General features: G+C 63.3%; 25 protein-coding genes. 12 read left to right on the forward strand and 13 right to left on the reverse strand.

Annotation, left to right across the window (positions count from 1 at the left end):
* Nucleotides 1-53 precede the first annotated feature (53 nt).
* Complete coding sequence (locus tag FJ973_RS17655) at nucleotides 54-644, forward strand: hypothetical protein (RefSeq protein WP_140556961.1); 591 nt, start codon at nucleotides 54-56, stop codon at nucleotides 642-644.
* Nucleotides 645-646: 2 nt separating this feature from the next.
* Here FJ973_RS17655 and FJ973_RS17660 read toward each other — a convergent pair whose 3' ends face one another.
* Nucleotides 647-1,750, reverse strand: coding sequence for an FAD-dependent oxidoreductase (locus tag FJ973_RS17660; protein ID WP_140556962.1), 1,104 nt, complete (start codon nucleotides 1,748-1,750; stop codon nucleotides 647-649).
* A 104-nt stretch (nucleotides 1,751-1,854) separates the two neighbouring features.
* Between FJ973_RS17660 and FJ973_RS17665 the strand changes: the two genes are divergently transcribed.
* Nucleotides 1,855-3,105, forward strand: coding sequence for a cytochrome P450 (locus tag FJ973_RS17665; protein WP_140556964.1), 1,251 nt, complete (start codon nucleotides 1,855-1,857; stop codon nucleotides 3,103-3,105).
* Nucleotides 3,106-3,140: 35 nt separating this feature from the next.
* Here the strand turns inward: FJ973_RS17665 and FJ973_RS17670 are convergent, their stop codons facing one another.
* From FJ973_RS17670 to FJ973_RS17695, 6 genes are all read right to left on the reverse strand, one after another.
* Nucleotides 3,141-3,491, reverse strand: a complete 351-nt coding sequence (locus FJ973_RS17670) for a cupin domain-containing protein (RefSeq protein ID WP_181165167.1) — start codon at nucleotides 3,489-3,491, stop codon at nucleotides 3,141-3,143.
* 83 nt (nucleotides 3,492-3,574) lie between these two features.
* Nucleotides 3,575-4,855 carry an O-acetylhomoserine aminocarboxypropyltransferase gene (locus FJ973_RS17675; RefSeq protein ID WP_140556966.1) on the reverse strand — a complete coding sequence of 427 codons (1,281 nt, stop codon included), beginning with the start codon at nucleotides 4,853-4,855 and terminating at the stop codon, nucleotides 3,575-3,577.
* Between the two features lie 157 nt (nucleotides 4,856-5,012).
* Nucleotides 5,013-5,534 carry a CoA-binding protein gene (locus FJ973_RS17680; protein WP_140521835.1) on the reverse strand — a complete coding sequence of 174 codons (522 nt, stop codon included), beginning with the start codon at nucleotides 5,532-5,534 and terminating at the stop codon, nucleotides 5,013-5,015.
* Nucleotides 5,531-6,313: an AAA family ATPase gene (locus FJ973_RS17685; protein ID WP_140556967.1), complete on the reverse strand. Its 783-nt coding sequence runs from the start codon at nucleotides 6,311-6,313 to the stop codon at nucleotides 5,531-5,533. The genes FJ973_RS17680 and FJ973_RS17685 overlap by 4 nt, the downstream gene beginning before the upstream one ends.
* Complete coding sequence (locus FJ973_RS17690) at nucleotides 6,313-6,735, reverse strand: VOC family protein (protein WP_140521831.1); 423 nt, start codon at nucleotides 6,733-6,735, stop codon at nucleotides 6,313-6,315. Before FJ973_RS17690 ends, FJ973_RS17685 begins: the two co-directional genes overlap by 1 nt.
* A gap of 11 nt (nucleotides 6,736-6,746) precedes the next feature.
* Entirely contained in the window at nucleotides 6,747-7,568 is an 822-nt protein-coding gene (locus tag FJ973_RS17695) for an enoyl-CoA hydratase (protein ID WP_140556969.1), read from the reverse strand.
* Nucleotides 7,569-7,720: 152 nt separating this feature from the next.
* Between FJ973_RS17695 and FJ973_RS17700 the strand changes: the two genes are divergently transcribed.
* From FJ973_RS17700 to rpsI, 4 genes are all read left to right on the forward strand, one after another.
* The gene (locus FJ973_RS17700) at nucleotides 7,721-8,167 is read left to right on the forward strand and encodes a PaaI family thioesterase (protein WP_140493956.1); all 447 of its coding nucleotides are present in this window, start codon (nucleotides 7,721-7,723) and stop codon (nucleotides 8,165-8,167) included.
* Nucleotides 8,168-8,229: 62 nt separating this feature from the next.
* Nucleotides 8,230-8,877, forward strand: coding sequence for a LysE family translocator (locus tag FJ973_RS17705; RefSeq protein ID WP_140556970.1), 648 nt, complete (start codon nucleotides 8,230-8,232; stop codon nucleotides 8,875-8,877).
* A 274-nt stretch (nucleotides 8,878-9,151) separates the two neighbouring features.
* Nucleotides 9,152-9,616 carry a 50S ribosomal protein L13 gene (gene rplM, locus FJ973_RS17710; RefSeq protein ID WP_010915638.1) on the forward strand — a complete coding sequence of 155 codons (465 nt, stop codon included), beginning with the start codon at nucleotides 9,152-9,154 and terminating at the stop codon, nucleotides 9,614-9,616.
* 1 nt (nucleotide 9,617) lies between these two features.
* The gene (rpsI, locus tag FJ973_RS17715; protein ID WP_140493960.1) at nucleotides 9,618-10,100 is read left to right on the forward strand and encodes a 30S ribosomal protein S9; all 483 of its coding nucleotides are present in this window, start codon (nucleotides 9,618-9,620) and stop codon (nucleotides 10,098-10,100) included.
* Nucleotides 10,101-10,160: 60 nt separating this feature from the next.
* On the opposite strand, the gene FJ973_RS17720 is transcribed toward rpsI, so the two are convergent.
* The 3 genes from FJ973_RS17720 to FJ973_RS17730 all read right to left on the reverse strand — a co-directional run bounded on the left by FJ973_RS17720 (nucleotide 10,161) and on the right by FJ973_RS17730 (nucleotide 13,993).
* Nucleotides 10,161-11,549 (reverse strand): MFS transporter, encoded by a 1,389-nt coding sequence (locus tag FJ973_RS17720; protein ID WP_246675026.1) that lies wholly within the window; start codon nucleotides 11,547-11,549, stop codon nucleotides 10,161-10,163.
* A gap of 81 nt (nucleotides 11,550-11,630) precedes the next feature.
* Nucleotides 11,631-12,689, reverse strand: a complete 1,059-nt coding sequence (locus tag FJ973_RS17725) for a glycerophosphodiester phosphodiesterase family protein (RefSeq protein ID WP_140556972.1) — start codon at nucleotides 12,687-12,689, stop codon at nucleotides 11,631-11,633.
* Between the two features lie 95 nt (nucleotides 12,690-12,784).
* Nucleotides 12,785-13,993: an acyltransferase gene (locus FJ973_RS17730; protein WP_140556974.1), complete on the reverse strand. Its 1,209-nt coding sequence runs from the start codon at nucleotides 13,991-13,993 to the stop codon at nucleotides 12,785-12,787.
* A 123-nt stretch (nucleotides 13,994-14,116) separates the two neighbouring features.
* Between FJ973_RS17730 and speB the strand changes: the two genes are divergently transcribed.
* The 3 genes from speB to FJ973_RS17745 are packed head-to-tail and all read left to right on the forward strand — an operon-like array spanning nucleotide 14,117 to nucleotide 16,919.
* A complete protein-coding gene (gene speB / locus FJ973_RS17735) occupies nucleotides 14,117-15,124 on the forward strand; it encodes an agmatinase (RefSeq protein ID WP_140493966.1) in 1,008 nt (335 codons plus the stop codon).
* Nucleotides 15,125-15,153: 29 nt separating this feature from the next.
* Nucleotides 15,154-16,080: an N-acetyl-gamma-glutamyl-phosphate reductase gene (gene argC, locus FJ973_RS17740; RefSeq protein WP_140556975.1), complete on the forward strand. Its 927-nt coding sequence runs from the start codon at nucleotides 15,154-15,156 to the stop codon at nucleotides 16,078-16,080.
* The gene (locus tag FJ973_RS17745) at nucleotides 16,077-16,919 is read left to right on the forward strand and encodes an aminoglycoside phosphotransferase family protein (RefSeq protein ID WP_210239458.1); all 843 of its coding nucleotides are present in this window, start codon (nucleotides 16,077-16,079) and stop codon (nucleotides 16,917-16,919) included. The genes argC and FJ973_RS17745 overlap by 4 nt, the downstream gene beginning before the upstream one ends.
* Before the next feature lie 82 nt (nucleotides 16,920-17,001).
* Here FJ973_RS17745 and FJ973_RS17750 read toward each other — a convergent pair whose 3' ends face one another.
* Entirely contained in the window at nucleotides 17,002-18,090 is a 1,089-nt protein-coding gene (locus FJ973_RS17750; protein ID WP_140515730.1) for a COX15/CtaA family protein, read from the reverse strand.
* 183 nt (nucleotides 18,091-18,273) lie between these two features.
* Between FJ973_RS17750 and FJ973_RS17755 the strand changes: the two genes are divergently transcribed.
* Nucleotides 18,274-18,489, forward strand: a complete 216-nt coding sequence (locus tag FJ973_RS17755; protein WP_140556977.1) for a DUF2842 domain-containing protein — start codon at nucleotides 18,274-18,276, stop codon at nucleotides 18,487-18,489.
* 16 nt (nucleotides 18,490-18,505) lie between these two features.
* On the opposite strand, the gene FJ973_RS17760 is transcribed toward FJ973_RS17755, so the two are convergent.
* Nucleotides 18,506-19,564: a polysaccharide deacetylase family protein gene (locus FJ973_RS17760; RefSeq protein ID WP_140556979.1), complete on the reverse strand. Its 1,059-nt coding sequence runs from the start codon at nucleotides 19,562-19,564 to the stop codon at nucleotides 18,506-18,508.
* An 88-nt stretch (nucleotides 19,565-19,652) separates the two neighbouring features.
* On the opposite strand from FJ973_RS17760, the gene FJ973_RS17765 reads away from it, so the two are divergent.
* The gene (locus tag FJ973_RS17765; RefSeq protein WP_140556981.1) at nucleotides 19,653-20,879 is read left to right on the forward strand and encodes a GNAT family N-acetyltransferase; all 1,227 of its coding nucleotides are present in this window, start codon (nucleotides 19,653-19,655) and stop codon (nucleotides 20,877-20,879) included.
* A gap of 46 nt (nucleotides 20,880-20,925) precedes the next feature.
* On the opposite strand, the gene FJ973_RS17770 is transcribed toward FJ973_RS17765, so the two are convergent.
* Nucleotides 20,926-23,175, reverse strand: coding sequence for an exopolysaccharide transport family protein (locus FJ973_RS17770; RefSeq protein WP_140556983.1), 2,250 nt, complete (start codon nucleotides 23,173-23,175; stop codon nucleotides 20,926-20,928).
* A 253-nt stretch (nucleotides 23,176-23,428) separates the two neighbouring features.
* On the opposite strand from FJ973_RS17770, the gene FJ973_RS17775 reads away from it, so the two are divergent.
* Entirely contained in the window at nucleotides 23,429-23,992 is a 564-nt protein-coding gene (locus FJ973_RS17775) for a polysaccharide biosynthesis/export family protein (protein WP_140493982.1), read from the forward strand.

Raw genomic sequence — 23,992 nt, forward strand, 5'->3', positions numbered from 1 at the left:
TCCCCTACAATTCAACGTTGAACTTGTGTCCACGGTTCAACAGGGGGAACGTTATGTCCAGGAAAACCGCATGCTTCGCCATGGCCGGGCTGACCATGCTCGGCTCGATTTCGCAGACGGCGGCCGGCGGCCGCGCCGTCGAATGCTATGAGCCGGTCCAAACGCCTGATGTCTATGACACCGTGTACGAGGACGTGATGATCAGTCCGCCCAGCCAGCAGGTCGATTATGAAGCGCCGATCTACGGCACGCGCGAGCGCGTGGTGATGACGGTTCCGGCACAGGTGACCTATGAGGTGGTGCCCGCAATCACCCGCACCGTCTACCACACAGTCAAGGTCGACGATGGCGGCTATTCCTGGGAATGGCGCGTCATCCACGGCCGCAAGGTGCTGTGCAAGGTACGGCACAAGGCGCGCTATGAACGCGTCGCCGAAACGGTGGTGATCCGGCCGGAGCGCACGAGGCGCACCGTCATCCCGGCGCAATATGACAGGATCGCCGAGGAGGTGCTGGTGCGACCGGAGCAGCGGCGCGTCATCGGCATTCCCGCCGCCTACCAGACCGTCGCGCGGCGCGTGCTGGTGCGCGAAGGCTCATCCGGCTGGCGGCGCGTGCATATTCCCAGGCATTGCCAGGACTGAATTCAGGCGATTTCGGCTCGCAACCAACGTTTCAGGCCGGCAATATCGCCATCATCGACAGCCGCCGCCACGCGCCGGCCGACCGCCGCGCCGAACTTGTAGCCATGGCCCGAGCAGGCCGAGACGATCAGGCATTTGCCCGTCTCATGCGCCAGGAATTTCTCATCGTCCGTGAATGTATAGGCGCAGGTGACCACTTCGGTCACCTCATACTCCTCGATGCGGGCGATCGGCGGCGAAAACAGGTTGCGAATCGCCTCGCCCTCGCCCGGCACCGGCTGCCGGTTCCAGTCGGCGTCGCTGGTCGGCACCCTGTGCAGGCCTGAACCGAACTTCATGCCGGCACCTCGGGTCAGCGGGATCATGTAACCGTCGGTCTTGCCACCTACATCGAGGACCACGGGCGCAACTTCCCAGACGGCCTTGAGGTCCGCCGGCGGTTCGACATAGGCGAGCGCGGTTCGGTACGTCTTCAGTTCGCCGCCGAGTTCGGGGAACAGTTTCAGCACCCAGGCGCCCGCAGCGACGACGATGCGGTCGGCCTGCATCGTCTCGCCGGACGCGAGCACGATATGCCCTGCCTCGGCGTCAACTGCCGTCACCTTGCTGTTCTCGTAGACGTTGGCGCCGTTGGCGCGCAGCCACTTGGCCAGGCCGGACGCGATCTTGCGGCAATGCAGCGCGCCGCCTTCCGGCGAAAAATAGGCGTAGCGGAACGAGCCCGGCTCCAGGAAAGGCCAGCGTTCGACCGCGGCATCAGGTTCCAGCAGGTCGAACGGATAGTTTCCCTCCTCCAGCCCTTCCCGGTATTCCTCGGCTTCGTCGCCCGGCTCGCGCGAGACGCAGAGGAAGCCCCTGGAATCGAGATGGTTCTCGCCGAGGTCGGCCCACATCTCGTCCCAGGCTTCATAGGCCTCGCCGATCAGCCGGCCGTAGCCGGTCCCGGCCCGGTAGGCACGGCGAATGATGCGGTGATGGTCGCCGGATGCCGCCAACGGATTGGGGATCGGCCCCTGCTCGACGATGGAAACGCTATGGCCGGCCTTGACCAGCGACCATGCGGTGGAGAGACCGGCGATGCCCGCGCCGACAACGATCACATTCATCAAATCAGACTTTCCGCAGCCGTTGCGGCTGGCTCAACGCATTGGATTGCGGGCGCCAACATACGGTCTGGAACCAGGCTGGCAAGCCGCGCTATTGGTCTGGCATGACCAAATCGACGCCATCCTACCTCGCCTTTGATCCAGCGACCCGTCACCTGAGGCTTGACCCGCACGAGCGCGCTTTCTTCCAGGATCCGTACGAGGCCTATTCGTTCCTGCACGATGCATCGAATGCCTTTTTCTGGGAAGAATTCGGATTCTGGTGCTTTGGCGGCTTCGACGACGTCAACAAGCTGTTGCGCGACCGCCGCTTCGGCCGCCAGAACCCGGCGGGCATTCCCGACAGTCGTGGCATCGGCCGGGATAGAACACATCTCAAGGCATTCGACGGCATCGAAGCCAATTCCATGCTGGAACTGGAGCCGCCGGTGCACACGCGGCTTCGAACACTGGTCAACCGCGCCTTCGTCTCGCGCCAGGTCGAGCGGCTGCGGCCGCGTGTGGAGGCACTCGCCAACGAACTGATCGATCGTTTCGAGCCGGGCAAGCAAGTCGACCTGCTGCCCGCCTTCGCTTCTCCCCTGCCCATCACCATCATCGCCGAGATGCTCGGCGTGCCGATCGAAATGGGACCGCAACTGCTCGACTGGTCACATCGAATGGTCGCCATGTACGTGCATGGCCGCACTCGCGAGATCGAGGAGACGGCCAATCGCGCGGCGCAGGATTTCGCCGATTTCCTGCGCGGCACCATCGCCGAACGGCGCAAAAATCCCGGCGACGACCTGCTGTCGCTGCTGATCTCGGCGCAGGAGGGCGGCCAAAAATTGTCGGAAGACGAAATGGTGTCCTCCGCGATCCTGCTTCTCAATGCCGGCCACGAAGCGACTGTGCACCAGACCGGCAATGCGGTGCGCTCGATCTTGGCGCAAGGCGGCGACCCGCGCCGTTTCTTCACCTCAGCCGAGGCAACAGCGGCCGCTGTCGAGGAATGCCTGCGCTTCGACGCGCCGCTGCACATGTTCACCCGCTACGCCTACCAGGAGATCGAAATCGCACCCGGGATCGTCGTGCAGCCCGGCCAGACGATCGGTCTGCTGCTTGGCATGGCCAACCATGACCCTCATGCCTTTGCCGAGCCGCGGGCCTTCCGGCCGGGTCGTGTCGACCAGAAGAACGTGTCGTTCGGCGCCGGCATCCATTTCTGCATCGGCGCGCCCCTGGCCAGGCTCGAATTGCAGGTGTCGCTGAAAACCTTGTTCGAGCGGCACCCAAAGCTCCGTCTTGCCCAAAGCCCAAGCTTCCGTGACACGTATCATTTCCATGGGCTGGAAGCGCTCACCGTCGGCTTCTGAAGGAGCGCAGGCCTGAGCTGTGAGCTGCGCGCAGCTCACAGCCTGATCACATACTCCTTGCGGGTGGTTTCAAGCACTTCCCAGCTTCCCTTGAAGCCAGGCCGCAGCACGAAGCTGTCGCCGGCCCTGACGGTGCGCGCTTCGCCACCCTCCTCTTCGATCACCGAAACGCCGGAAAGGATGTGACAGAATTCCCATTCATCGTAGACGATGCGCCACTTGCCCGGGGTCGATTCCCAGATACCGGCATAAAGGCCGCCTTCGCGCTCCTCGACGTTCCAGGTGCGGAATTTCGGATCGCCCGAGATCAGGCGATCGGGCGCCGGCGCGCCTTCTTCGGCGTCGACAGAATCCGTCGATATCGTCAGGTAATGCTCGGACAGGATTTGCCTCCATGAAGAACCGGCCTCGGGCCGGCTCGCCTTACCCCGGCGTTTTGCGCCGACCCTCCCACGAGGGGGAGGATAGATCAAACTTTGGCGAGTGCCTGTTCGAGATCGGCGACGATGTCGGTGACGTCCTCGATGCCGACGGACAGCCGCACCGTGTCCGGTCCCGCACCCGCCTTGACCTTCTGCTCGTCGGACAGCTGTCGGTGCGTGGTCGACGCCGGATGGATGACCAACGACTTGGTGTCACCGACATTGGCCAAGTGCGAGAACAACTCCAACGCTTCGACGAATTTGACGCCGGCCTCGTAACCGCCCTTGAGGCCGAAGGTGAAGACCGCGCCGGCGCCTTGCGGCGAGTATTTCTTTTGCAGGGCGTTGTTCTTGTCGCTGGGAAGGCCGGGATAGTTGACCCAGGCCACCTTGGGATGGTTGGACAGCCAGCCCGCGACGGTGATCGCATTGTCGCAATGGCGCTGCATGCGCAGCGGCAAGGTTTCGAGGCCTGTCAAAATGAGAAAGGCGTTGAACGGCGAAATCGCCGGGCCGAGATCGCGCAGGCCAAGCACGCGCGCGGCGATGGCGAAGGCAAAATTGCCGAAGGTTTCGTGCAGCACCAGGCCGCCATATTCGGGGCGCGGTTCCGACAGCATCGGGTACTTCCCTGATTTCGACCAGTCGAACGTGCCGCCATCGACGATGGCGCCGCCGATCGAGTTGCCGTGACCGCCAATGAACTTGGTCAGCGAATGGACGACAATGTCGGCGCCGTGCTCGATCGGCCGGATCAGGTAGGGCGAGGCCAGGGTGTTGTCGACGATCAGCGGCAGGCCATGCTTACGCGCGATGTCGCCGATCTTCTCGATGTCGACGAAGGTGCCGCCGGGATTGGCCAGGCTCTCGATGAAGATCGCCTTGGTCTTGTCATCGATCTGGCTCTCGAAGGTTGACGGATCGTTCGCTTCGGCCCAGCGCACCTCCCAGCCAAAGTTCTTGAAGGCATGGCCGAACTGGTTGATCGAACCGCCATAGAGCTTGTTGGCGGCAACGAAATTGTCGCCCGGCTGCAACAGATTGTGGAACACGATTACCTGGGCGGCGTGGCCGGACGCCACCGCAAGGGCGGCCGTGCCGCCCTCGAGCGCCGCTATGCGTTCTTCGAGCACCGCCTGCGTCGGGTTCATGATGCGGGTGTAGATGTTGCCGAAGGCCTTCAGCCCGAACAGCGAGGCAGCATGATCGGCGTCGTCGAAAACAAAGGAGGTCGTCTGGTAGATCGGCGTGGCGCGTGCGCCGGTGGCCGGATCGGGCTTGGCGCCGGCATGGACGGCGAGCGTGTTGAAACCGGGCGTGCGGGTCACTGAAACCTCCCTCGAAAAAACTTCTGAAATTCGCCGGCCATTCTTGGCCAAGCTCAACCACGAATGCAAAGAAGAAAATACCCTTCGGCGTGTCATCTTCGACCAGGCAGCAGGAAAATACGGCTCCTGCCGGAATAATTTTGCGCCTTCCCCTTGTCTATTTTTGCCGCACGCCGAAACTCTGGAATCCCGACCGCATCAGCGGCTTCTTCGACGACAGCACACCGGAATTGACCCCGGTCCAGCCGATCTCGCCGGACAGCTTGCCATATTCGATCTTGGGGCAGCGGTTCATCACCACCTTAACGCCGGCGGCTTCGGCGCGTGCGGCGGCTTCGTCGTGGCGCACGCCGAGTTGCATCCAGATCACTTTCGGCAGGGGATCGAGCTTCAGTACCTGGTCGACAACGCCGGCCACCGCCGCCGAGGCGCGAAAGATGTCGACCATGTCGATGGGCTGCGCAATCTCGGCAAGGCTGCCATAGACCGTACGGCCGAGTATCTCCTTGCCAGCATGGCCCGGATTGATGGGGAACACCTCAAACCCCTTGGCCAGCAGGTATTTCAACACGAAATAGCTTGGACGAACGTCGTTGGCGGACGCGCCGACCATGGCGATGGTCTTCACCGAATTGAGGATGCCGGCGATGTAGGCGTTGTCATAGCTATCGTGATTCATGGCTCGTCCTCATACAACGCCTCGGCGAGAAAGCCATCAGGATCACTGCTGAAATCGCGCATCATGCGGAAGTGGTCCGTATCACGAAAATCGGTCGAATCTAGCCCGAACCGGCTGATGCGGAACAGCCGCGCGCCTGGACAGGCCATCAGCAGCGGCGAATGCGTCGCCATGATCACTTGCGCAGTGCCCGACCGATCCATGCGCCGCAGCATCTTGAGAAGTTCGATCTGGCGCGATGGAGACAGCGCACTTTCGGGCTCGTCGAGGATGTAGATGCCTTGCCTGCGGCAACGTTCCTCGAAGAAGCGGATGAACCCTTCGCCATGCGACCAGGACAGAAAGTCGGGCGGAGGTGGCTTGAACGGATCTTCCAGGGCCACCTGGTCAAGATAGCGAGCCACCGAGTAGAAGGATTCGGCGCGAAAGAACCAGCCGGCGGTGACTTTTGGCAACCAATGGCCACGGAAGGTATCTGCCAGCGCGGCACCACTCCTGTCGATGGCGCCGGAATGGTCGACAGGCCGGTAGCCCTTGCCGCCTCCGGCTTCGTCGTAACCGGCGAGCGCGCCGATCGCCTCGAGCAATGTCGATTTGCCGGTGCCGTTCTCACCGACGATGATGGTAATTGGTGTGGTGAATTCGAGTTCGAAGGCGTGACCGCGAAACAGCGGCAGGTTCCACGGGTATTTTTCCCAATTGGTCACCCGCTCGGAATCGAGCAGAATGCGCTTGAGATAGGGCGCCTTGAGCCGCGTCAACTGCCTGCGGTGAGCCATCAATCGGGCAGCGAGATCGTACCGTCTTCCGCGATCGGAAAGGCCGGGTTGTGCGCCACTTCCCAGACATGTCCGTCGGCATCGGCGAAATAGCCGTACCAGCCGCCCCAGAAGGCACGGCCTGCCGGCTTGACGATGCGGCCGCCGGCCTCTTCAGCCATCGCAAGCACCGCGTCGACTTCGGCATCGGAGCGGGTGTTGTAGGCGAGATAGACGGCGGAAGGCGCCTTGGCGAAGGTGATGCCGGAATCCTCCTCGGCGCTGACGCGCGGGAACAGGCCGAGTATAACACCACCCATCTGGAAGAAGGCGACGCCATCGGTGATGCCGGCATGACGCTTCAGGCCCATCGTCTCGTAGAAGCGCACCGCACGATCGAGATCGTCGGTGGCGATGGTGATGATGGAGATGCGCGGCTCCATGACTTTCGTCCCTATTCGTCGATCCATTCCGGCTTGCGTTTGCCGATGAAGGCGCCGATGCCCTCCTGGGCGTCACGCGCCAGCATGTTCTCGACCATGACCCGGCCGGTATAGGCATAGGCATCCGCCAGCCCCATCTCGGCCTGCGCATAAAACGCTTCCTTGCCGGTCTTCAGCACCAAAGGTGATTTTGAAGCAATGGTTTGCGCGTATTTGTTGACAATCTGATTCAGGTACTCGCGCGGCACTATGCGGTTGACCAGGCCGAACTCCTTGGCGGTCGCGGCATCGATGGTTTCGCCGGTCAGGAGCATTTCCATGGCGTGCTTGCGCGAGACGTTGCGAGACAGCGCCACCATCGGCGTCGAGCAGAACAGGCCGATATTGACGCCCGGCGTGCAGAACGTCGCCTCATGCGAGGCGATGGCGAGGTCACAACTGGCGACAAGCTGCAGGCCGGCGGCGGTGGCCAGGCCATCGACTTCGGCGATCACCGGCTTGGGATGGCGCACGATCGCCTGCATCAGCGTAGCGCAGGCGGCAAACGTCTCTTCGAAGAAGGCCTTGCCGCGATCGGCGTCGGCGCGGCGCGCTGTCATCTCCTTGAGATCGTGGCCGGCGCAGAATACCTTCCCGGCCGCCGACAGCACTATGACGCGAACGGCCTTGTCGGCCCTGGCACGGTCCAGTTCCTCCGTCAGCGCCGTCATCGCCGCCAGGGAAAGCGCGTTCGCGGGGGGATTGGCAAGCGTCAGGCGCAGCACGCCCTCGTCGCGCCTAGCCGCAACCGGCCCTTCAACTGCGACAGGCTTGATGGCAAGGATTTCGGCCATGGCTAAGGTCTCCGCGATTCCGTTCCGCTGGCAAGGTATCTAATATCGGCTGGGGTTTCATCAACACCGTATCGCTTGCGCCAGTAGGATGAAGGTGTTGCCAGAAACGCGCCGCTTCGCCCATACAGGCTTGGCGCAGAATGAGGACCGAGATGCCCGCCCAGACCAAGCTCGAGCCGGTGCTGACAGCAGCCCAGGTCAATGCGCTGATGGAGACCGTGTTTCCGCAGCTCAACGAAAAGGGCGCGGCCTTTGAGGCAACCGACGTGTTCCCCGGCGGCTGCACCGTGCGGCTTAATGCCGGCGAACGGCATTTGCGTCCCGGCGGTACGGTGTCCGGCCCCGCCTTGTTCACGCTGGCCGACATTGGCGGCTATGTTTGCGTGCTCAGCCATGCCGGGCCGGATGCGCTCTCGGTCACCACCAATCTCAACATCAATTTCGTCCGCAAGGCCGAGGCAGGACCGATCGATGGCCATTGCCGCATCCTGAAGCTCGGAAAGAACCTGATGGTCTTCGACATCGACATCGTCGCTGGCCCGGAGGGGCAGACAGTGGCGCACGCCACTGGAACCTATTCGATCCCGCCGAAACGCTGACACGGAGAAGGCCGATCCGGCATCCTGGCCGGAACTCCCGATCGACACGTCCGTTTTGCGGCATGCCCGATCTGACCACATACCTTGCCTTTCTCGGCGCCGTGCTTGCCTACCAGCTTTCCGGCGTCGGGCCCGATATGATGCTTGTGATCAGTCGCGGCGTCGGACAGGGCTGGCGCCACGCGCTGGCGGCCGCGACAGGCTGCGTATCGGCCGGCGTCGTACAAATTCCATTACTTGCGATGGGACTTGCCACGCTGATCACATCCTCGCCGCCTCTTTACAGCTTTCTCCAAATCGTCGGCGCCATCTATCTGATCGCCATCGGGGTCAAATTCCTGTTGGCGCGCCGGCAGGATGAAAGTCGTACCTCTGCCTTTGCCAACACCGGTGGCACTGCTGCCGCTTTCCGGCAGGGCATGATCTGCAATCTCACCAATCCGACGACGCTTGCCTTCCTGTTAGCGATGCTGCCGCAATTCGTTCACCCTTGGGCCGGTCCAGCGGCGTTGCAGTTCGTCATTCTCGGCACGACTATGAAGATGATGGGAATGGTTGTCCTCGGCGCCATCGCGCTGACCTCCGGCGCGGTCGGCGGCTGGCTGTCGCGCCGAAGCAGCTTCGTCGTGTGGCAGGGAAGGCTAGCCGGAGCCATTATGGTCGGCGTTGGCATCAGACTCCTGCTTGCAGTGACGAGTGGCCGGCGGTGAGCGAAATACCAGCCGTTTTGGCGGTAGGCCGTGTTGTAAAATAATACCACATAGTTTAGCCATTGAAATTTAACGGTTTTTCGTTTTCGTTGACTCCCAATGATGCTTGACGAGGGCTACCCTTCTCCCCTATAAGCCCTCACGAAGCAGCGGCCCGCAAAGGCCGCCGTTTTGTTATTGGCGGCGGGCAAGCGCTTTTCGCCAATCCAAGCAACAAGAAACGCCTTCCTTATCGTTTGTGGATTGGGGAAGGTCCGAACCGAAAGCAGAAAACATGACAACCTTTTCGCAGAAGCCTGCGGATGTGGTGAAAAAGTGGATCCTGATCGACGCCGAAGGTCTCGTCGTCGGCCGTCTCGCCACCGTTATCGCCAATCATCTTCGCGGCAAGCACAAGCCGACCTTCACCCCGCATGTCGACGACGGCGACAATGTCATCGTCATCAATGCCGACAAGGTGGTGTTCACCGGCAAGAAGTTCACCGACAAGGTCTATTACTGGCACACCGGGCACCCCGGCGGCATCAAGGAGCGCACCGCGCGCCAACTGCTTGAAGGCCGTTTCCCCGAGCGTGTCGTCGAGAAGGCCGTCGAGCGCATGGTGCCGCGTGGCCCGCTCGGCCGTCGCCAGATGAAGAACCTGCGCGTCTATGCAGGTGCCGAGCATCCGCATGTCGCCCAGCAGCCAGAAGTGCTCGACGTGGCCAAGCTGAATTCCAAGAACAAGAAGGTCGCATAAGATGGCTGAGCTTTCCTCGCTCGCAGAACTGGGCGCCGCTACCGGCAACACCAATACGCAGGCCGCGGCACCCGTCCATGTCCAGAAGCTCGACAAGTCGGGCCGCGCCTATGCCACCGGCAAGCGCAAGAACGCCATCGCGCGTGTTTGGGTGAAGCCAGGTTCGGGCAAGATCGTCGTCAATGACAAGGAATTCGCGACCTATTTCGCGCGTCCGGTCCTACAGATGATCCTCAACCAGCCGATCATCGCCGCCAACCGCTCGGGCCAGTACGACATCGTCGCCACGGTCATCGGCGGCGGCCTTTCGGGCCAGGCCGGCGCTGTGCGTCACGGCATCTCCAAGGCGCTGACCTATTATGAGCCGGCGCTGCGTGCCGTGCTCAAAAAGGGCGGCTTCCTGACCCGCGACAGCCGCGTCGTCGAGCGCAAGAAGTACGGCAAGGCGAAGGCCCGTCGTTCGTTCCAGTTCTCGAAGCGCTAGGCGCAGGCAGCTTCACAATCGAAAGGCCGCCTCCGGGCGGCCTTTTTGCGTTGCGCATCACTATTGAGCGGAATGGTCGGCGTCGCGGATGAACAGGAACGCGCAAAGTGCCGAGCCGGCCACCGCGAGCGCCGAGGCCAGGAATGCCAATTGCATGCCATCGATCGTGCCCAGCGCCAAGGCGGACCCGAACAGCGCCACCCCGATCGCGCCACCCGACTGGCGCACGGTGTTGAGCACGCCCGATGCCGTTCCCGACATCTCCGCCGGAACGGAAGACAAGAGCGCGGTGGTCATGGCCGGTACGGCAAGGCCGATGCCGACCGGCAGGAACAGCAGGCGCCACAGCAGCGACAGGTAGGATGTATCGGCCTGGATCAGCGCCATCAGTCCGAAACCGGCTGCTCCGACGAACAGGCCAACCGCCATAGGCAATCGTGGGCCATGGTTTGCGGCAATGCGCCCGGCGGCAATGTTCGACAGGGTGACCGCCGCCATGAACGGCAGGAAGGCGAGCCCTGTCATCTCGGGAGAAAAATGCCTTTCCTGCTGGAAATACAGGCTGAGCATGAAGATCGTGCCGTAGAGCGTCAGGTTGACGGCCAGTCCGACAAGGCTCGTCACAGCCGGCACGCGGCTGGCAAAGAGACCGAGCGGAAACATCGGCGCCCTCGTCCGGCTCTCGACCAGCAGGAACAGGCTTGCGGCCACCGCCGCCAATACCAGTCCGCCGATGACCGGCATCGAGGTCCAGCCCGATGAACCGGTTTCGATAAAGGCGCCGGTCAGCGAAAACAGCGCCAGCACGACAAGTCCCTGCCCCACCCAGTCGATCGGCGGCCGCTCGGCCTTGAGCGGCGTTTCCTGCAGAAACCGATAAGCCATCCAGATGGCGAGAGCGCCAATGGGCAGGTTGACCAGAAAGATGCTGGCCCAGCCAAGCGACGCGACCATGAAGCCGCCGAGCACCGGCCCTGCCGACAGCGCGATGCCGCCCGCCGCCGTCCACAGCCCAACGGCGCGTGCCCGGCGCGCCTTGTCGGATGCGTAGGCGCGATTGAGGAGTGCCAGCGAACACGGCATCAGCAAGGCGGCACCCGCGCCTTGTGCAGCGCGCGCCGCAATTAGCAACCAGGCACTCTGAGCCAGGCCGCAAGCCAGCGAAGCAATGCTGAACAGCGCCATGCCGCCAACGAAAACGCGGCGAGCGCCGACCCTGTCGCCGAGGGCGCCGCCGGCGAGCAGCAGCGAGGCGAAGGCAAGCGTGTAGGCGTCGACGACCCATTGCAGGCCGCCGACCCCCATCGACAGCCCAGTACCGATCCTGTTCAGCGCGACGTTGACGATGGAGACATCGAGCTGCACGACCACGAAGCCGAGGCTGGTCGCAGCAACGGTGGCGGCATAGGCGGCAGGGCGCTTGATAACGATGGTATCGGGCATGCCCATGGATAACGGGTTTCCCCTGACACCGTTGCGTCAGCAGGCGCCGGCCTGCGACAACCAGGCCGGAACTTCAGCCGCGGCAAATCAATTGATGCTGGCGGTCGCGGCAGGTTCGACGCGTTCGCCCGTCCCCGCATAGGGCACGCGAAACCCATTTGCTGCCAGCCAGCCTATCGCCGCCTTCGGCTCATCGGTCTGGATGATTGTGGCGCCGCGATCGGCCCAGAAGCCCCAGGCTTCACGCGGCAGGCTGGCCTGAACCGCCAGTTCATCGCCCCGACCGCCGGCAAGGAAGCCGCCGGGCTTGTTGACGATGGCGTAGGTGTCGGCCCAGATGTGCCAGTCGCCCCTCACCGCGGCCGCGCGCATGCGCGTGCTGAACAGCGCTCCGCCAGTCTCGGTCAACGTCTCCGCGCCGGCGCGCCAGTTGATCAGCTCGATCGCGCGCGGCGCAAAAGCATGGTCGACCGTCGCGACGAAACCGGCGTCATGCACTGCGTCGTCGGCGATGATCGGCATGAACTGGAAGCCGCTGCCGACCGCTTCCATGGCAGCCTTCACCGTAGCGATCCTGGTCTGGCTCCACAGGTTTTCCTTGACGATGACCTGGTCGGCCATGCCGAGATCTCGCGCCACCGCGACCATACCCGCCAGGTCCCCAACCTCGAGCTTGTTGTCGAGATTGATGAGGATCTTGTCCCGGGTCGCCAGCAGCATCTCGCGCAGCGTCGAGACTGTCTCGTCGGTGACGGCGCCCGTGCCTTCGATCACCAGCCGGCAGCTCTCCAGTTCGGCCAGCGTGTACTTAACCACCTCACCCTTGCAGGTCGTGGTGCGATCAAGCCAGCTGTCATGCATGACGACAAACTCGCCGTCCTTCGAGCGCCGGATGTCGACCTCGACGATCTCGGCGCCAATCGCGATCGAGCCTTCGACGGCGGCGAGCGAATTTTCCGCATACAGCCTCTTGCCGGTCTGCATGCTGCCGGCGCGATGCGCGGCCACCATGACGTGGTCGCGCCAATGGTTGGCATGTTCGAAGCGGTCGAGGATCTGCCTGGCGCGGGTTTCGCCCGCCATTGACTGGCTGGCGGAAGCCGCCAGCGTGACGGAAAGCAGAAGGCTCGGCCAGAAGGTCCGCATCGAGAATCGCTCCATTCCGGATCAAACCGGGAATAGGCGATGCCCGTGACATCTAGGTGAACGAAGCCGGCTAGCGGTTGCCGCGATATGTCGCCTCAGATGCGTTTCGACAGTCGGCGGAACCAGGCCATCGCAGGCATCTCGACACAACGCCAGGTGATCCAGGAGACACCTATCGTGACAAGAAGCATGACGAGGATCGCAACGTCCCCCGCCCAGCCGGCGCCGAAGCCGGTCGCCGGCTCTCCGCGCAAGACGATGTCGCCGACAAGACCGAGGCCGAGCTTGCGCTCGACCAGGCTGGCGACATTGATCATGCGCGCCTGGACGAAGATGTGGACCATGTAGATCGAGTAGGACAGCGCGCCGAGCGTCAGAATGAGTGGGGTTCTCAGAAAGACACTGATCCAGCCCCCCTCATGAGCAAAGAGAAACAATGCCAGTGCAAACACCAGCGGTGCTGCGATCCCGGCATCATTGTCGCCCGCCAGTGCGACGAAAAGCACAATGACAGCCGCCATGACGATTTCGGCAAGGGTCCAGCTCAGCAACGGGCCGGTCCGGGCAAGCGCCTGTCGCGCGCCTGCAATGGAATCATGCTGGAACCAGGCAAGCAAGGCGCCGAGCGAGAAGCCGTACAGGCAGCGTATGAAGCCGAAATCGAAGGACACATCCATATGGTGGGTCGAGAAGCCAAGCAGAAACAGCGGCGCGGTGATGGCGGCGGCGACGAACCACACCCAGGCGCGTGCCCCGGCGGTGAAGACCACTCCCGCGAACAACAGGTAGGCGAAGAACTCCGCCGAAATGCTCCAGCTTGGCGCATTCCAAGTCAATTGGTCCTCGAAGCCGACCCCCTGGAGCAGCAGCAGGTTGGCAAGCAGGCTCTGGAGGCTGAAGCCGCCGGTGAAGGGAGCGGCACCGGCGCCATGCACCTGCGGCAGCATCAGCCGCAGCAGCTCGAATCCGGCAAAGGCGGCGAGCATGAGAAAATGCAGCGGATAGATGCGGCCGAAGCGCACCACCGCAAAGCGTGCGACCTCCCGCGGCTGGTTCAGCCGCCAGCCATAGGAGCTGGCGATGACGAAACCGGAGAGAACGAAGAAGAAGTCGACAAACAGATAGGACGAACCGACAAAGGCGCTTTGCGAGATCGTCGAAGCGGTCGGGAAGTGGAACAGCGCAACCAGCAGGGCGCAGATGCCGCGCCACGAATCGAGAACCAGGAACCGCTCACCCGCCACCGTGCCGGACTGGATCGACGCCGCGCCATGGGGAGAATCAAGAAACGCGGTCTGTGTCATGATGATACAATCCTGTCTCGCGGCGGCACCGCGCCCGCGCCGTTTCGTTTCCCCAAGCTGTGACTGGCATGTTGCGTGCCGGTTCTGTAGTTGTTGCACCCCGATGAAAACCAAGGATCCGTAATGGCGAACAAGAACATCGACCATGCCTTCACAGCCCGCTCGAAGACGGGCGCTTCGCTGGAGCCGACCTATGCCGGCGCGCTGTCGTTCATGCGACGCAAATACACGAAGGATGTGAAGGGCGCGGACGCTGTGGTTTGGGGCATCCCTTTTGATGCCGCCGTCACCAATCGGCCCGGCGCGCGTTTCGGGCCGCAGGCGATCCGCCGCGCCTCGGCAATCCTCGACAACGATCCGCAATATCCCTTTTCGCGCGATCTGTTCGAGCACCTCGCGGTGGTCGACTATGGCGATTGTCTGCTTGATACCGGCAACCACCAGAAGACGCCGGGGACGATCGAACGCGAGGCGGCCAAGATCCTGAAGTCAGGTGCCTTCCTGCTGTCGCTGGGCGGCGACCATTTCGTCACCTGGCCCCTGCTCAAGGCACATGCCGCAATCCATGGCCCGCTCGCTCTGGTGCAGTTCGATGCGCACCAGGATACCTGGGAGGATGACGGCAAACGCATCGACCATGGATCCTTCGTCGGCCGCGCGGTCAAGGAAGGCATTATCGATCCCGACCGCTCGATCCAGATCGGCATCCGCACCCACGCGCCCGACACGTTCGGCATCAAGATCCTCTACGGTCACGAGATCGAGGAGATGCGTGCATCCGACATCGCCTACGCCATCGTCGACAGGACGGGCGGCAAGAAGACCTATCTCACCTTTGATATCGACTGCCTTGATCCCGCCTATGCACCCGGCACCGGCACGCCGGTCGCCGGCGGGCCGTCCTCTGCAAAGATCCTGTCGACGCTGCGCCAGCTCAACCAGATCGATATTGTCGGGGCCGATGTCGTGGAGGTTGCGCCGGCCTACGATCACGCCGATATAACGGCGATTGCCGGCTCGATGATCGCCATGCAGTATCTCGGCCTGCTGGCCGAGCGGAAAGCACGGCTCGAAGAGCTGAACAACGGCAGCCACAACGGTGCCGCGGTGAACCAAGGCAACGGCATATAGTTTTCGATATCAGGGAATTTGATCAGCCAATGAAACCGAAAATCTTCATCGACGGCGAGCACGGCACCACCGGTCTCCAGATCCGGGCGCTGCTTGCCGAGCGCGGCGACCTGGAGATCATTTCAATTCCCGCCGAGCGCCGCAAGGAAACGGCGGCGCGAGCCGAATTCCTCAATGCCGCCGACGTTGCGATCCTGTGCCTGCCGGACGATGCGGCGAAGGAAAGCGTGTCGCTGATCTCCAACGAGACCACCAGAGTCATCGATGCTTCGACCGCGCATCGCGTCGCGCAAGGCTGGGAATATGGCTTTGCCGAGATGGACAAGGAGCAGGCGAAGAAGATCGGGGCGGCAAAACGCGTCGCCAATCCCGGCTGCTGGCCGCAAGGACCGATCGCGATGCTGCGGCCGCTGGTCGCCGCCGGCCTTCTGCCCGCGGATTTCCCGGTCACCGTCAACGGCATCTCCGGTTATTCGGGCGGCGGCCGCCCGATGATCGAGGACTATGTCGCCAAGGGCGAGGACGCCTCTGAATTTCTACCCTACGGGCTCACCCTCCAGCACAAGCACGTGCCGGAGCTCAGGGCCTATGCGAAACTGTCGCACGATCCGATCATGCAGCCAGCGGTGGGCAATTTCGCGCAAGGCATGATCACGGTGGTGCCGCTGCAGCTCGGTGGCCTCGACCATGTGCCGACCGGTGCGGAACTCCATGCAGCCATCGCCGACCATTTCGCCGCCATCAAGGGCGGCGTGGTCGAAGTGGCGCCCTATGCGCATCTGGAGCGCATTCCGGAGATCGATCCGGAAATCTACAATGGCACCAACCGCATGAAGCTCTACGTCTTTGCCAATGACAAGCGCGCGCAGGCCCTGCTGCTCGCCGTTTACGACAATCTCGGCAAAGGGGCATCGGGGGCTGCCGTACAGAACATGGACCTGATGCTCGGCCTCTGATGGCGGCACCGGCATTTCCGGACCGTTGGAAGATCAGCGCGCCCGAGCTCATCGCCGAGACCTTTTCGAGCCGCATCTGGAAGGTGCGGCGCGAGGACGGCTCGCCGGCGATCGTCAAGGCGCTGAAGCCATTCGATGACGTCGCAGACGAGTTGCGCGGCGAGCATTTCCTTGCCTGGCGGCGCGGCGAAGGCGCCGTGCGGCTGCTGGGCCGCGACGGGCATTCCATGTTGCTCGAATATGCCGGGGAGACCATGCTGTCGCATGTTCTTGCCGAGCAGGGAGATTTGGCCGCCACGGAAATCGCGGCGGAGGTGATGGCAAAGCTGTTTTCGCCATCGGATCACCCCGCTCCGCCCGACCTGCAGCCGCTTCGGGAACGATTTTCCAGCCTGTTCAAGAAAGCGGAGGCCGACCGTGTCGTTGGCCGGAACAGCCTTTATGTCGAAGCGGCGGAAATCGCCGACCGGCTGCTGGGTGGTCCGCATGATATCAGGCCGCTGCATGGCGACCTCCATCACGACAACATCATGCACGGAGCACGCGGCTGGCTGGCGATAGATCCGAAGGGCGTTCTCGGCGACCCGGGATTCGATGCCGCGAACATGTTCTACAATCCTCTTGATCGCGACGACCTTTGTCTCGATCCCCCACGGATTGCCGGGATGGCTGAAGTTTTTGCGCGAACGCTGAGCCAGACGCCGGCGGCAATACTGGATCACGCCATCGCCTATGGCTGCCTGTCGGCTTCCTGGCACCATGAGGACGACAACGCGATCGAGGAGAACCGCGAACTGTCGGTCGCAGCAGCGATCCGAACGGTACGGCTCGGCTTCTGATCCGTGCCGCCTTGCGTCAGGCGGAATTCGACGGCGACAAGACGATGGCGCAGTCGAACGTTCTGGATGTGACCGGAGAGACTCAGCGTCCGAGGGCGATCTCGTGGGGCAAGGGATATGCGCCCTTGGTGCCGCGCCAATGCGCGGCGGCGAACCCCAGCACGATCAACGCGAATCCCTGGTGGGTCAGCGCCATGTGCAGCGGCACATGCATCAACAGCGTGCCGATGCCGACGGAGGCCTGCACCAGCACCAGGGCAAACAACAGCGTCGCGCGACGAGCATGCGTTGAACCGGGCAGACGGCGACGCGTGGCGATCATGTGCCACAGGGCGACGACGAACACCGTGTAGGCGCCGATCCGGTGCACGAACTGCACCGTCTTGGGGCTTTCGAAGAAATTGCGCCATGCCGGCTCCAGGATCAGCAGATCGCCGGGAATGATCTTGCCGTCCATCAGCGGCCAGGTGTTGTAGCTCAGGCCAGCGTGGAGCCCGGCGACCAGACCGCCGAGATAGATCTGGATCAGCGCCAGAAGCACTATGAAACCAGCCAGTTTCTGGGTCGAACGATCGGCCGCAGGTTCCGAATGCGGCGCCAGGCCGCGCGCGACGACCATGGTCGCCGTGAAGATCAGGGCGGCAAGCGTCAGATGGGTGGCGAGCCGGTACTGGCTGACCGAGACGCGGTCGACCAGACCCGAGGCAACCATCCACCAGCCGATGGCGCCTTGCAGACCGCCGAGAAGCAGGATGCCGACCAGCTTCGGCCCCAGTCCGCGCTCGATGCGGCGCGCCGCCCAGAAGAACAGCAGCGGCAAGGCAAAGACCAGGCCGACGCTGCGCGCCAGGAGCCGATGCGCCCACTCCCACCAGAAGATCGACTTGAATGCCTCGATGCTCATGCCCTTGTTGAGCTCGGCATATTGCGGGATCTGCTGATAACGCTGGAATTCCTCTTGCCATTCGGCGTCGTTGAGCGGCGGGATGACGCCGTGGATCGGCTGCCACTCGGTGATCGACAGGCCGGACTCGGTGAGCCTTGTGGCGCCGCCGACCAGCACCAGCGCGAACAGCACCAGAAGCACCACGTAGAGCCAGCCGCGCACCAGCGCGCGGTTGTGCAGATCGCGGTCACGCGCCTCGTAAGGCGCGGCAGTAATGGCGGCCATGGATTTATCCCGGCAGGTTGAAGTCGCGGATTGGTGGACCATCGCATTCCCGCATGCAAGACCGGGCGGCGCGGCACGCCGTCGCGCCGCGTCTGTCGGGTTGCACAGCTTCGCGTCAAGGCCTATGGCCAAGCCGACACATTGAGCTGGGCCGCACTTTACCCCGGCTCCAGGAGGCCAACCATGCCCGTGCGCCTGAAAAAGCTGATCGGAATGTTCCTGCTGGTGGCGCTTGTCGTCATCTACGCGCTGGTCGCATCGATCTTCGCGGTCGCCCGGCTGTCCGAGGCGGGCCCGTGGACGCATTTCCTGTTCTTCCTGCTAAGCGGCCTGCTCTGGGTGCTGCCGGCCATGGGCATCATCAAATGGCTGATGCTGGAGCCTCGGCCCAAGCGCTGACCGTTGCCGGTCGGCCTCAGATGGTGACCACCATCTTTCCGGCATTGGCGAGCGGCGTCGTCACGCCAGACAGCATGGTGCGGATGTGGGCGAGGTTCTGATAACGGCCGTTGACCGAGATGCGCGGCAATGCGTGCAGGAAGCCGGCGTGTTCGGCGCGCAGCACGCCATGACGGGTGGTCACGGCCGAGGTGTAGCCGGCATCGCGGACAAAGCCCACTTCGCGGCAGCCGACGGCGCTGGCATAGCCGTAGGGATAGGCGAAATGGCGCGGCTCCTCGCCCAGCTCGGCTCGCAGGATGGACTTCACCCCGACGATTTCGTGCCGCGCGTCGGCTTCTGAAAGCCGCTTCAGATTGCTGTGGTTGATCGTATGAGCACCGATCGTTACCAGCGGATGCGCTGCGATCGCGCGGATCTCCGACCAGGTCATCAGCGTGTCTACGCGCGGCCGGCCGGCGTCGACGCCTTTCGCATGCGCCAGTTCGCGCAGCACGGCGCGCAGGTCCTCCTCGCGAACCTCGGTGGTGAGATAGGTGTGCAGCCGTGCGATGGCCTGGAGCTTTTTGGCCGGGCTGGTGCAGTCGATCGTCGTTTGCCCGTCGGACGTCGTCAGGGTCAGGCGATCGCCCGCGTTGACGAGATCCTCGACCACGTCCCACCACAGATCCGCAGTGCCGTTGATCAGCCCCGGAGCCACATAGATGGTGATCGGCGCGCCGTGCTTTTCCAGCACCGGCAAGGCTTCGGTCATGTTGTCGCGATAGGCGTCGTCGGCGGTGATGGCGGCGAACTGGCCGCCCTTGCCGCGCGCCGCGATACGCTCCACCGCCTCGTCCATCGAGACGAAGGCGTAGCCATCCGCCTTCAGGCCGGCGATCATGGCGTCGAGGAAGTCGGGCGCAATGTTGAGATGACGGTTGACGCTGTCGGGCTTTTCGGGCTTTGCCGTAACGCGGTGCAGCATGAGGATGGCGCCAATACCGCCGACCAGCGGTTTGGCCAGCGGTGCGAGGCCGGTATAGCGGGCGACGTTGAGCGCCAGCTTTCGGATTGCCTCCCCGCCGTCGATCATTCCTTCACCTTTTGCGCCTAGGCTGAACCAAGCACGGATACGCCTGAGCGCCCCCAAATCGGCAGCAATACGCCCTAAGGATTGAGGTATGGTTGACGCGGCCGCGTCATTTGACGGCAATCGCCTGGCGGCAATCGAAGCCCCGCCCAGTGTGCCGCCAATAGAGCCGGCTGGGCTGTCGGTTTCCACCGCTTCCGCCGATGGGCTCGCGGCCTATGCCGCGTTCTGCCGCTCCGCCGTGTTCGCGCCGGCGCAGAGCGCGGCTTGGATCCGCAACTGGGCCGCGCAGGTCGAGCCGGACCCGGTCGTGGCGATGCTGAATTGCGAAGGCAGACCGGTTTTCGCACTGGCGCTGGAGGTCGTCGGCCATGGGCCATTCCGTGTTGCCCGCTTCATGGGCGGCCGCCACGCCAATGGCAATTTCGTCGCCGCCGACCCGCAATGGCTTGCCAGGGCGGACAGTGCGGCTATTCGTTCGACCCTGGCGGCCATAGCCGAGGCTCGCCCCGACATCGATCTCGTCGCCTTCGAACGCCTGCTGCCCGACCTCGATGGCGTAGCCAACCCACTCGCCTCGTTCGATTATTTCGACAGCCCGAACCTGTCGCTCGCCGTCGACCTGGTCGGCGGTTTCGATGCACTGCTCTCTCGCGCAAACGGAAAGCGCAAACGCAAGAAGCACCGCTCGCAGACGCGCAAGTTCGAGGCCATCGGCAGCCATCGGCGCATCGAGGCGCGGACCGTGGACGAGGTCGGCCGGCTGCTCGACGGCTTTTTCGAGATGAAGGAATCCCGCTTCCGCAGGATGGGCATCGCCAACGTCTTCGGCGACAATCAAGTGCGCGCGTTCTTCCGTGCTCTGTTCACCGAGGCGCTTGCCGAGGATAAGCCCTCCTTCGTGCTGCACGGGCTCGAGGTCGCCGGCAAGCTTCGCGCCGTGACCGGATCGAGCCGCTCGGGCAAACGGCTGATCTGCGAGTTCGGCGCGATCGCCGAGGATGACCTCGCCCACACCAGCCCCGGCGACTTCCTGTTCTTCGACAATATCCAGGAAGCCTGCGAGGCGGGTTTCGACGTCTATGATTTCTCGGTCGGCGACGAGCCGTACAAGCGTTTATGGTGCGATATCGAAACGCAGCACTTCGAGGTGCTGGTTCCGCTGACGTCGAAAGGCCGCGCACTGGCGCTGGGGCTGCGGCAAAGCGCCAGGCTGAAAGCCGTCGTCAAGAACAGTCCGACGATCTGGAAGCTGACCAAGCTGCTGCGTCGCAAGGCCGCTGGCCAGGCGCCGGCGCCCGCCGAGGACGGTAGCTAACCCGCCCACCTTCCAACGTGATGACCACAAGCGCCGCTCATCGGACTCAAGCCGCCGAGCGCCTTCCCGGCACCGGGGTGCCCGGCGGTTCGTGGCCGAGCGGGGTCACCAGCGTCAACTCCGGACAGCCATTCTCGATCAGCTTGACGGCGGCCTGCGTCACCTCATCATCCGGCTCCAGCATGGAGAGGAACACCTCGGTCGCATCCCCACCCAGACGGCTGATGCCTTGGGCGTCGGCGGGACCGCATTCGACCACCACCAGGTCATAGGCGGTGGTCAGCGATTGCATGATGATCGGCAGCCGGTCGGCGGCGCGCATGGCGCGAACCGGATCGGCGGTGCCGACAGGAATGACATGGCAGTCGGAATAGAGGTCGGGGTGGATGACTTCGCTGAACTGCGCCTGCGACGCGAGCAGATTGGTGATGCCCGGGAACAGTCCGCTGTCGAGCATCGGTCGCGAGGCGGCGCCGGAAGCCGTGAGGTCGAGCAGCAGCACGCGCAGGCCGGCGTCGGAGGCCTCACGCGCCACCAGGATCGCGGACGCGGCCGCCTCGTCACCTTCGGGCGACACGAAGATGGCGCGCGCGGCGCCGCTTGCGATCAGCTTTTCCGCCGCTTTTTCAACGTCGATCTCGCCCAGCACCGAACGCGGCCTGGTTTTGGCGACCGGGACGGCCTCGGCAACAGGGACGGTTTCGGCGACCGGTGGGCCGGCGGCGGGTTCGACCTCTATGGCAGATTCCGCCGGCGAGGGCAGATCCGGTTCCACCATCATCTCCGGTTCCACCGCTTTCTCAGCGTGGTGCTCAGGCCCGGACTCTGGAATGATCGTCGTTTCCCTGGCCGCGACCGGCATCGCCACCTCGTCGATCGGCTCGAAGCGAGCGCCGCTGGCCGGGCGCATGGCGCGGCCGGAAAAGAGTTCGCGCAGCAGCGTGAACACCGACATGAGCAAAAGCGAGGCGGCAAAAGCAGCACCGACGATCGGCCCGATCTTGGGGAAGTAGGCCTCGGAAGGCACTACGGCCTTCGAGATGACACGCGCGTCGACCGGCACGTAATTGCGATCCTGGCGCGAAGCCGCCTCGCGGTAGTTGGTCAGGTAAAGTTCGAGCTGCTGGCGCTTGGCGGCAGCGTCACGCTGCAGCGCATCGAGACCGACCTGCTGTTCGCCTGCCTCCGCGGAAGCCGCCTTCAGCGTGTTGACGTCGGCGACGAGCTGGCTCTCACGTGACTTGGCGGCATCGGCCTGCATCGCCAGGCCCTTCATCACCTTTTGAGCTTCACTGCGGATCTGCGCGTCGAGATCGGCCAGCTGCGATTTTGCCGCGCGGATGCGCGGATGATTGTCGAGCAGCGTCGTCGACAGGTCGGCGATGTTGGCGCGCAGTTCGACCTGCCGTTCGCGCAAGCGCTGGATCAGATCGGATGACAGTACCTCGGGCAGCGAATCCAGCGAGCCGCCATTCTGCAGCGCCTTGCGCACGCTGTCGGCGGTGCCTTCGGCGGCGGCGCGGTTGGCCCGCACCCGCGACAATTCGGTCGACAGTTCGGCCAGTTGTTGGGTGGCGAGCACAGAATTGTTGCCGCCCACCAGAAGGTCCGACTGGGCGCGATAGGCGGCGACCTTGGCCTCGGCATCCCTGACCTGCTTCTGCAGATCGGCGATCTCGGGAGCCAGGAAGTCCGCCGCGGCCGTGTTGGATTCGAGCTTGGCCGCGCCCTGCCCGGCAATGTAGGCGGCGGCAATGGCATCGGGGATAGCAGCCGCGAGCTTGGGATCTTCCGAGGAGAACTCGATGGCGATGATACGCGTCTTTTCGACGCCATAGACGTTGAGCTTCTCGCGCATCTTCTTCAGGACGCGCTCATCGACCGGGATATCCAGGGGATCGTTCTTCAACCCCACCAGGATCAGCAGGCGGCTGAGAGGCGACATATCGACAGTTTCATCGAATTCGTGCAATCGCGACAGATCAAGCTTCTGCGCCACCCGCTTCAGGATTTCGTTGGACGAAATGATCTGGACCTGGGTGGCGACGCCTTGCTCATCGAGGATCGGCTTGTCGCTGTCATTACTGCCGGCGGGGCGCGTGTAGACGGATTCACGCGTATCGATCTGAACCTGCGTCTGGGCCTTGTAGTGCTTGGTTGCCAGCGAAGCGAGCGCAAACGCCAACCCGGTGACCACCAGGGAGACGACCAATATTCGCAGCCAGTTCCTCGCCAGGCTGGCGAAGAGCTGCCCAAGATCGACGTCAACGTCTGCGGCCGTGGACTGAACGGACATGCATCCTACTCCGATACGGATCGCGTGCACCGTAAACAACTATGGTAACTCAGCCGTTAAGATCACAGCAAGCTTCCGCTAGGACTTACTGGGAGGCGCCAAGCAAAATCGCCAAAGTTGTAAAACTCCTGTCGATCGATGCCGTATCGGTCGTACCCTTTACCGGCCATTAACCCTAACAGGACGATAACGGACGCGCTCTCAGATGTTTGCTGCGACGCCGCAGCGGCCAGTCGAAGGTATGTGTCCTGTCATGAAAAGCACTGCTTCCCTTTTTCGCGCGCTGCTTGCCGTGTCGATGCTTGCCGGCTGCTCCAGCTACCGGCCGACGCCGGCCGCCTTCCACGAGGTGCTCGATCAACCCTATCGCCTGGGCGCCGGCGACCGCGTCCGCGTCACCGTGTTCGAGCAGGACGGGCTGACCAACACCTATAGTGTCGACCAGTCCGGCTATCTCTCCTTCCCGCTGGTCGGTGCCGTGCCGGCCCGTGGCCACACCGCCCAGCAGATGGAAAAGGAAATCGCCGACAAATTGCGCCAAGGCTATCTGCGCGATCCTGACGTTTCCGTCGAGATCGACCGCTACAGGCCTATCTTCGTCATGGGCGAAGTGGGCGCCGCCGGCCAGTATTCCTATGTGCCCGGCCTCACCGTTCAGAAAGCCGTCGCCATTGCCGGCGGCTTCACGCCGCGCGCCAACCAGGAAAGCGTCGACATCACCCGAGATATCAACGGCAAGGTGATGACCGGCCGGGTTGTCACGTCAGACCCGCTGCTGCCCGGAGATACTGTCTATGTGCGTGAACGTCTGTTCTGA

This window comes from Mesorhizobium sp. B2-1-3 (genome assembly GCF_006442495.1).
GTDB lineage: Bacteria > Pseudomonadota > Alphaproteobacteria > Rhizobiales > Rhizobiaceae > Mesorhizobium.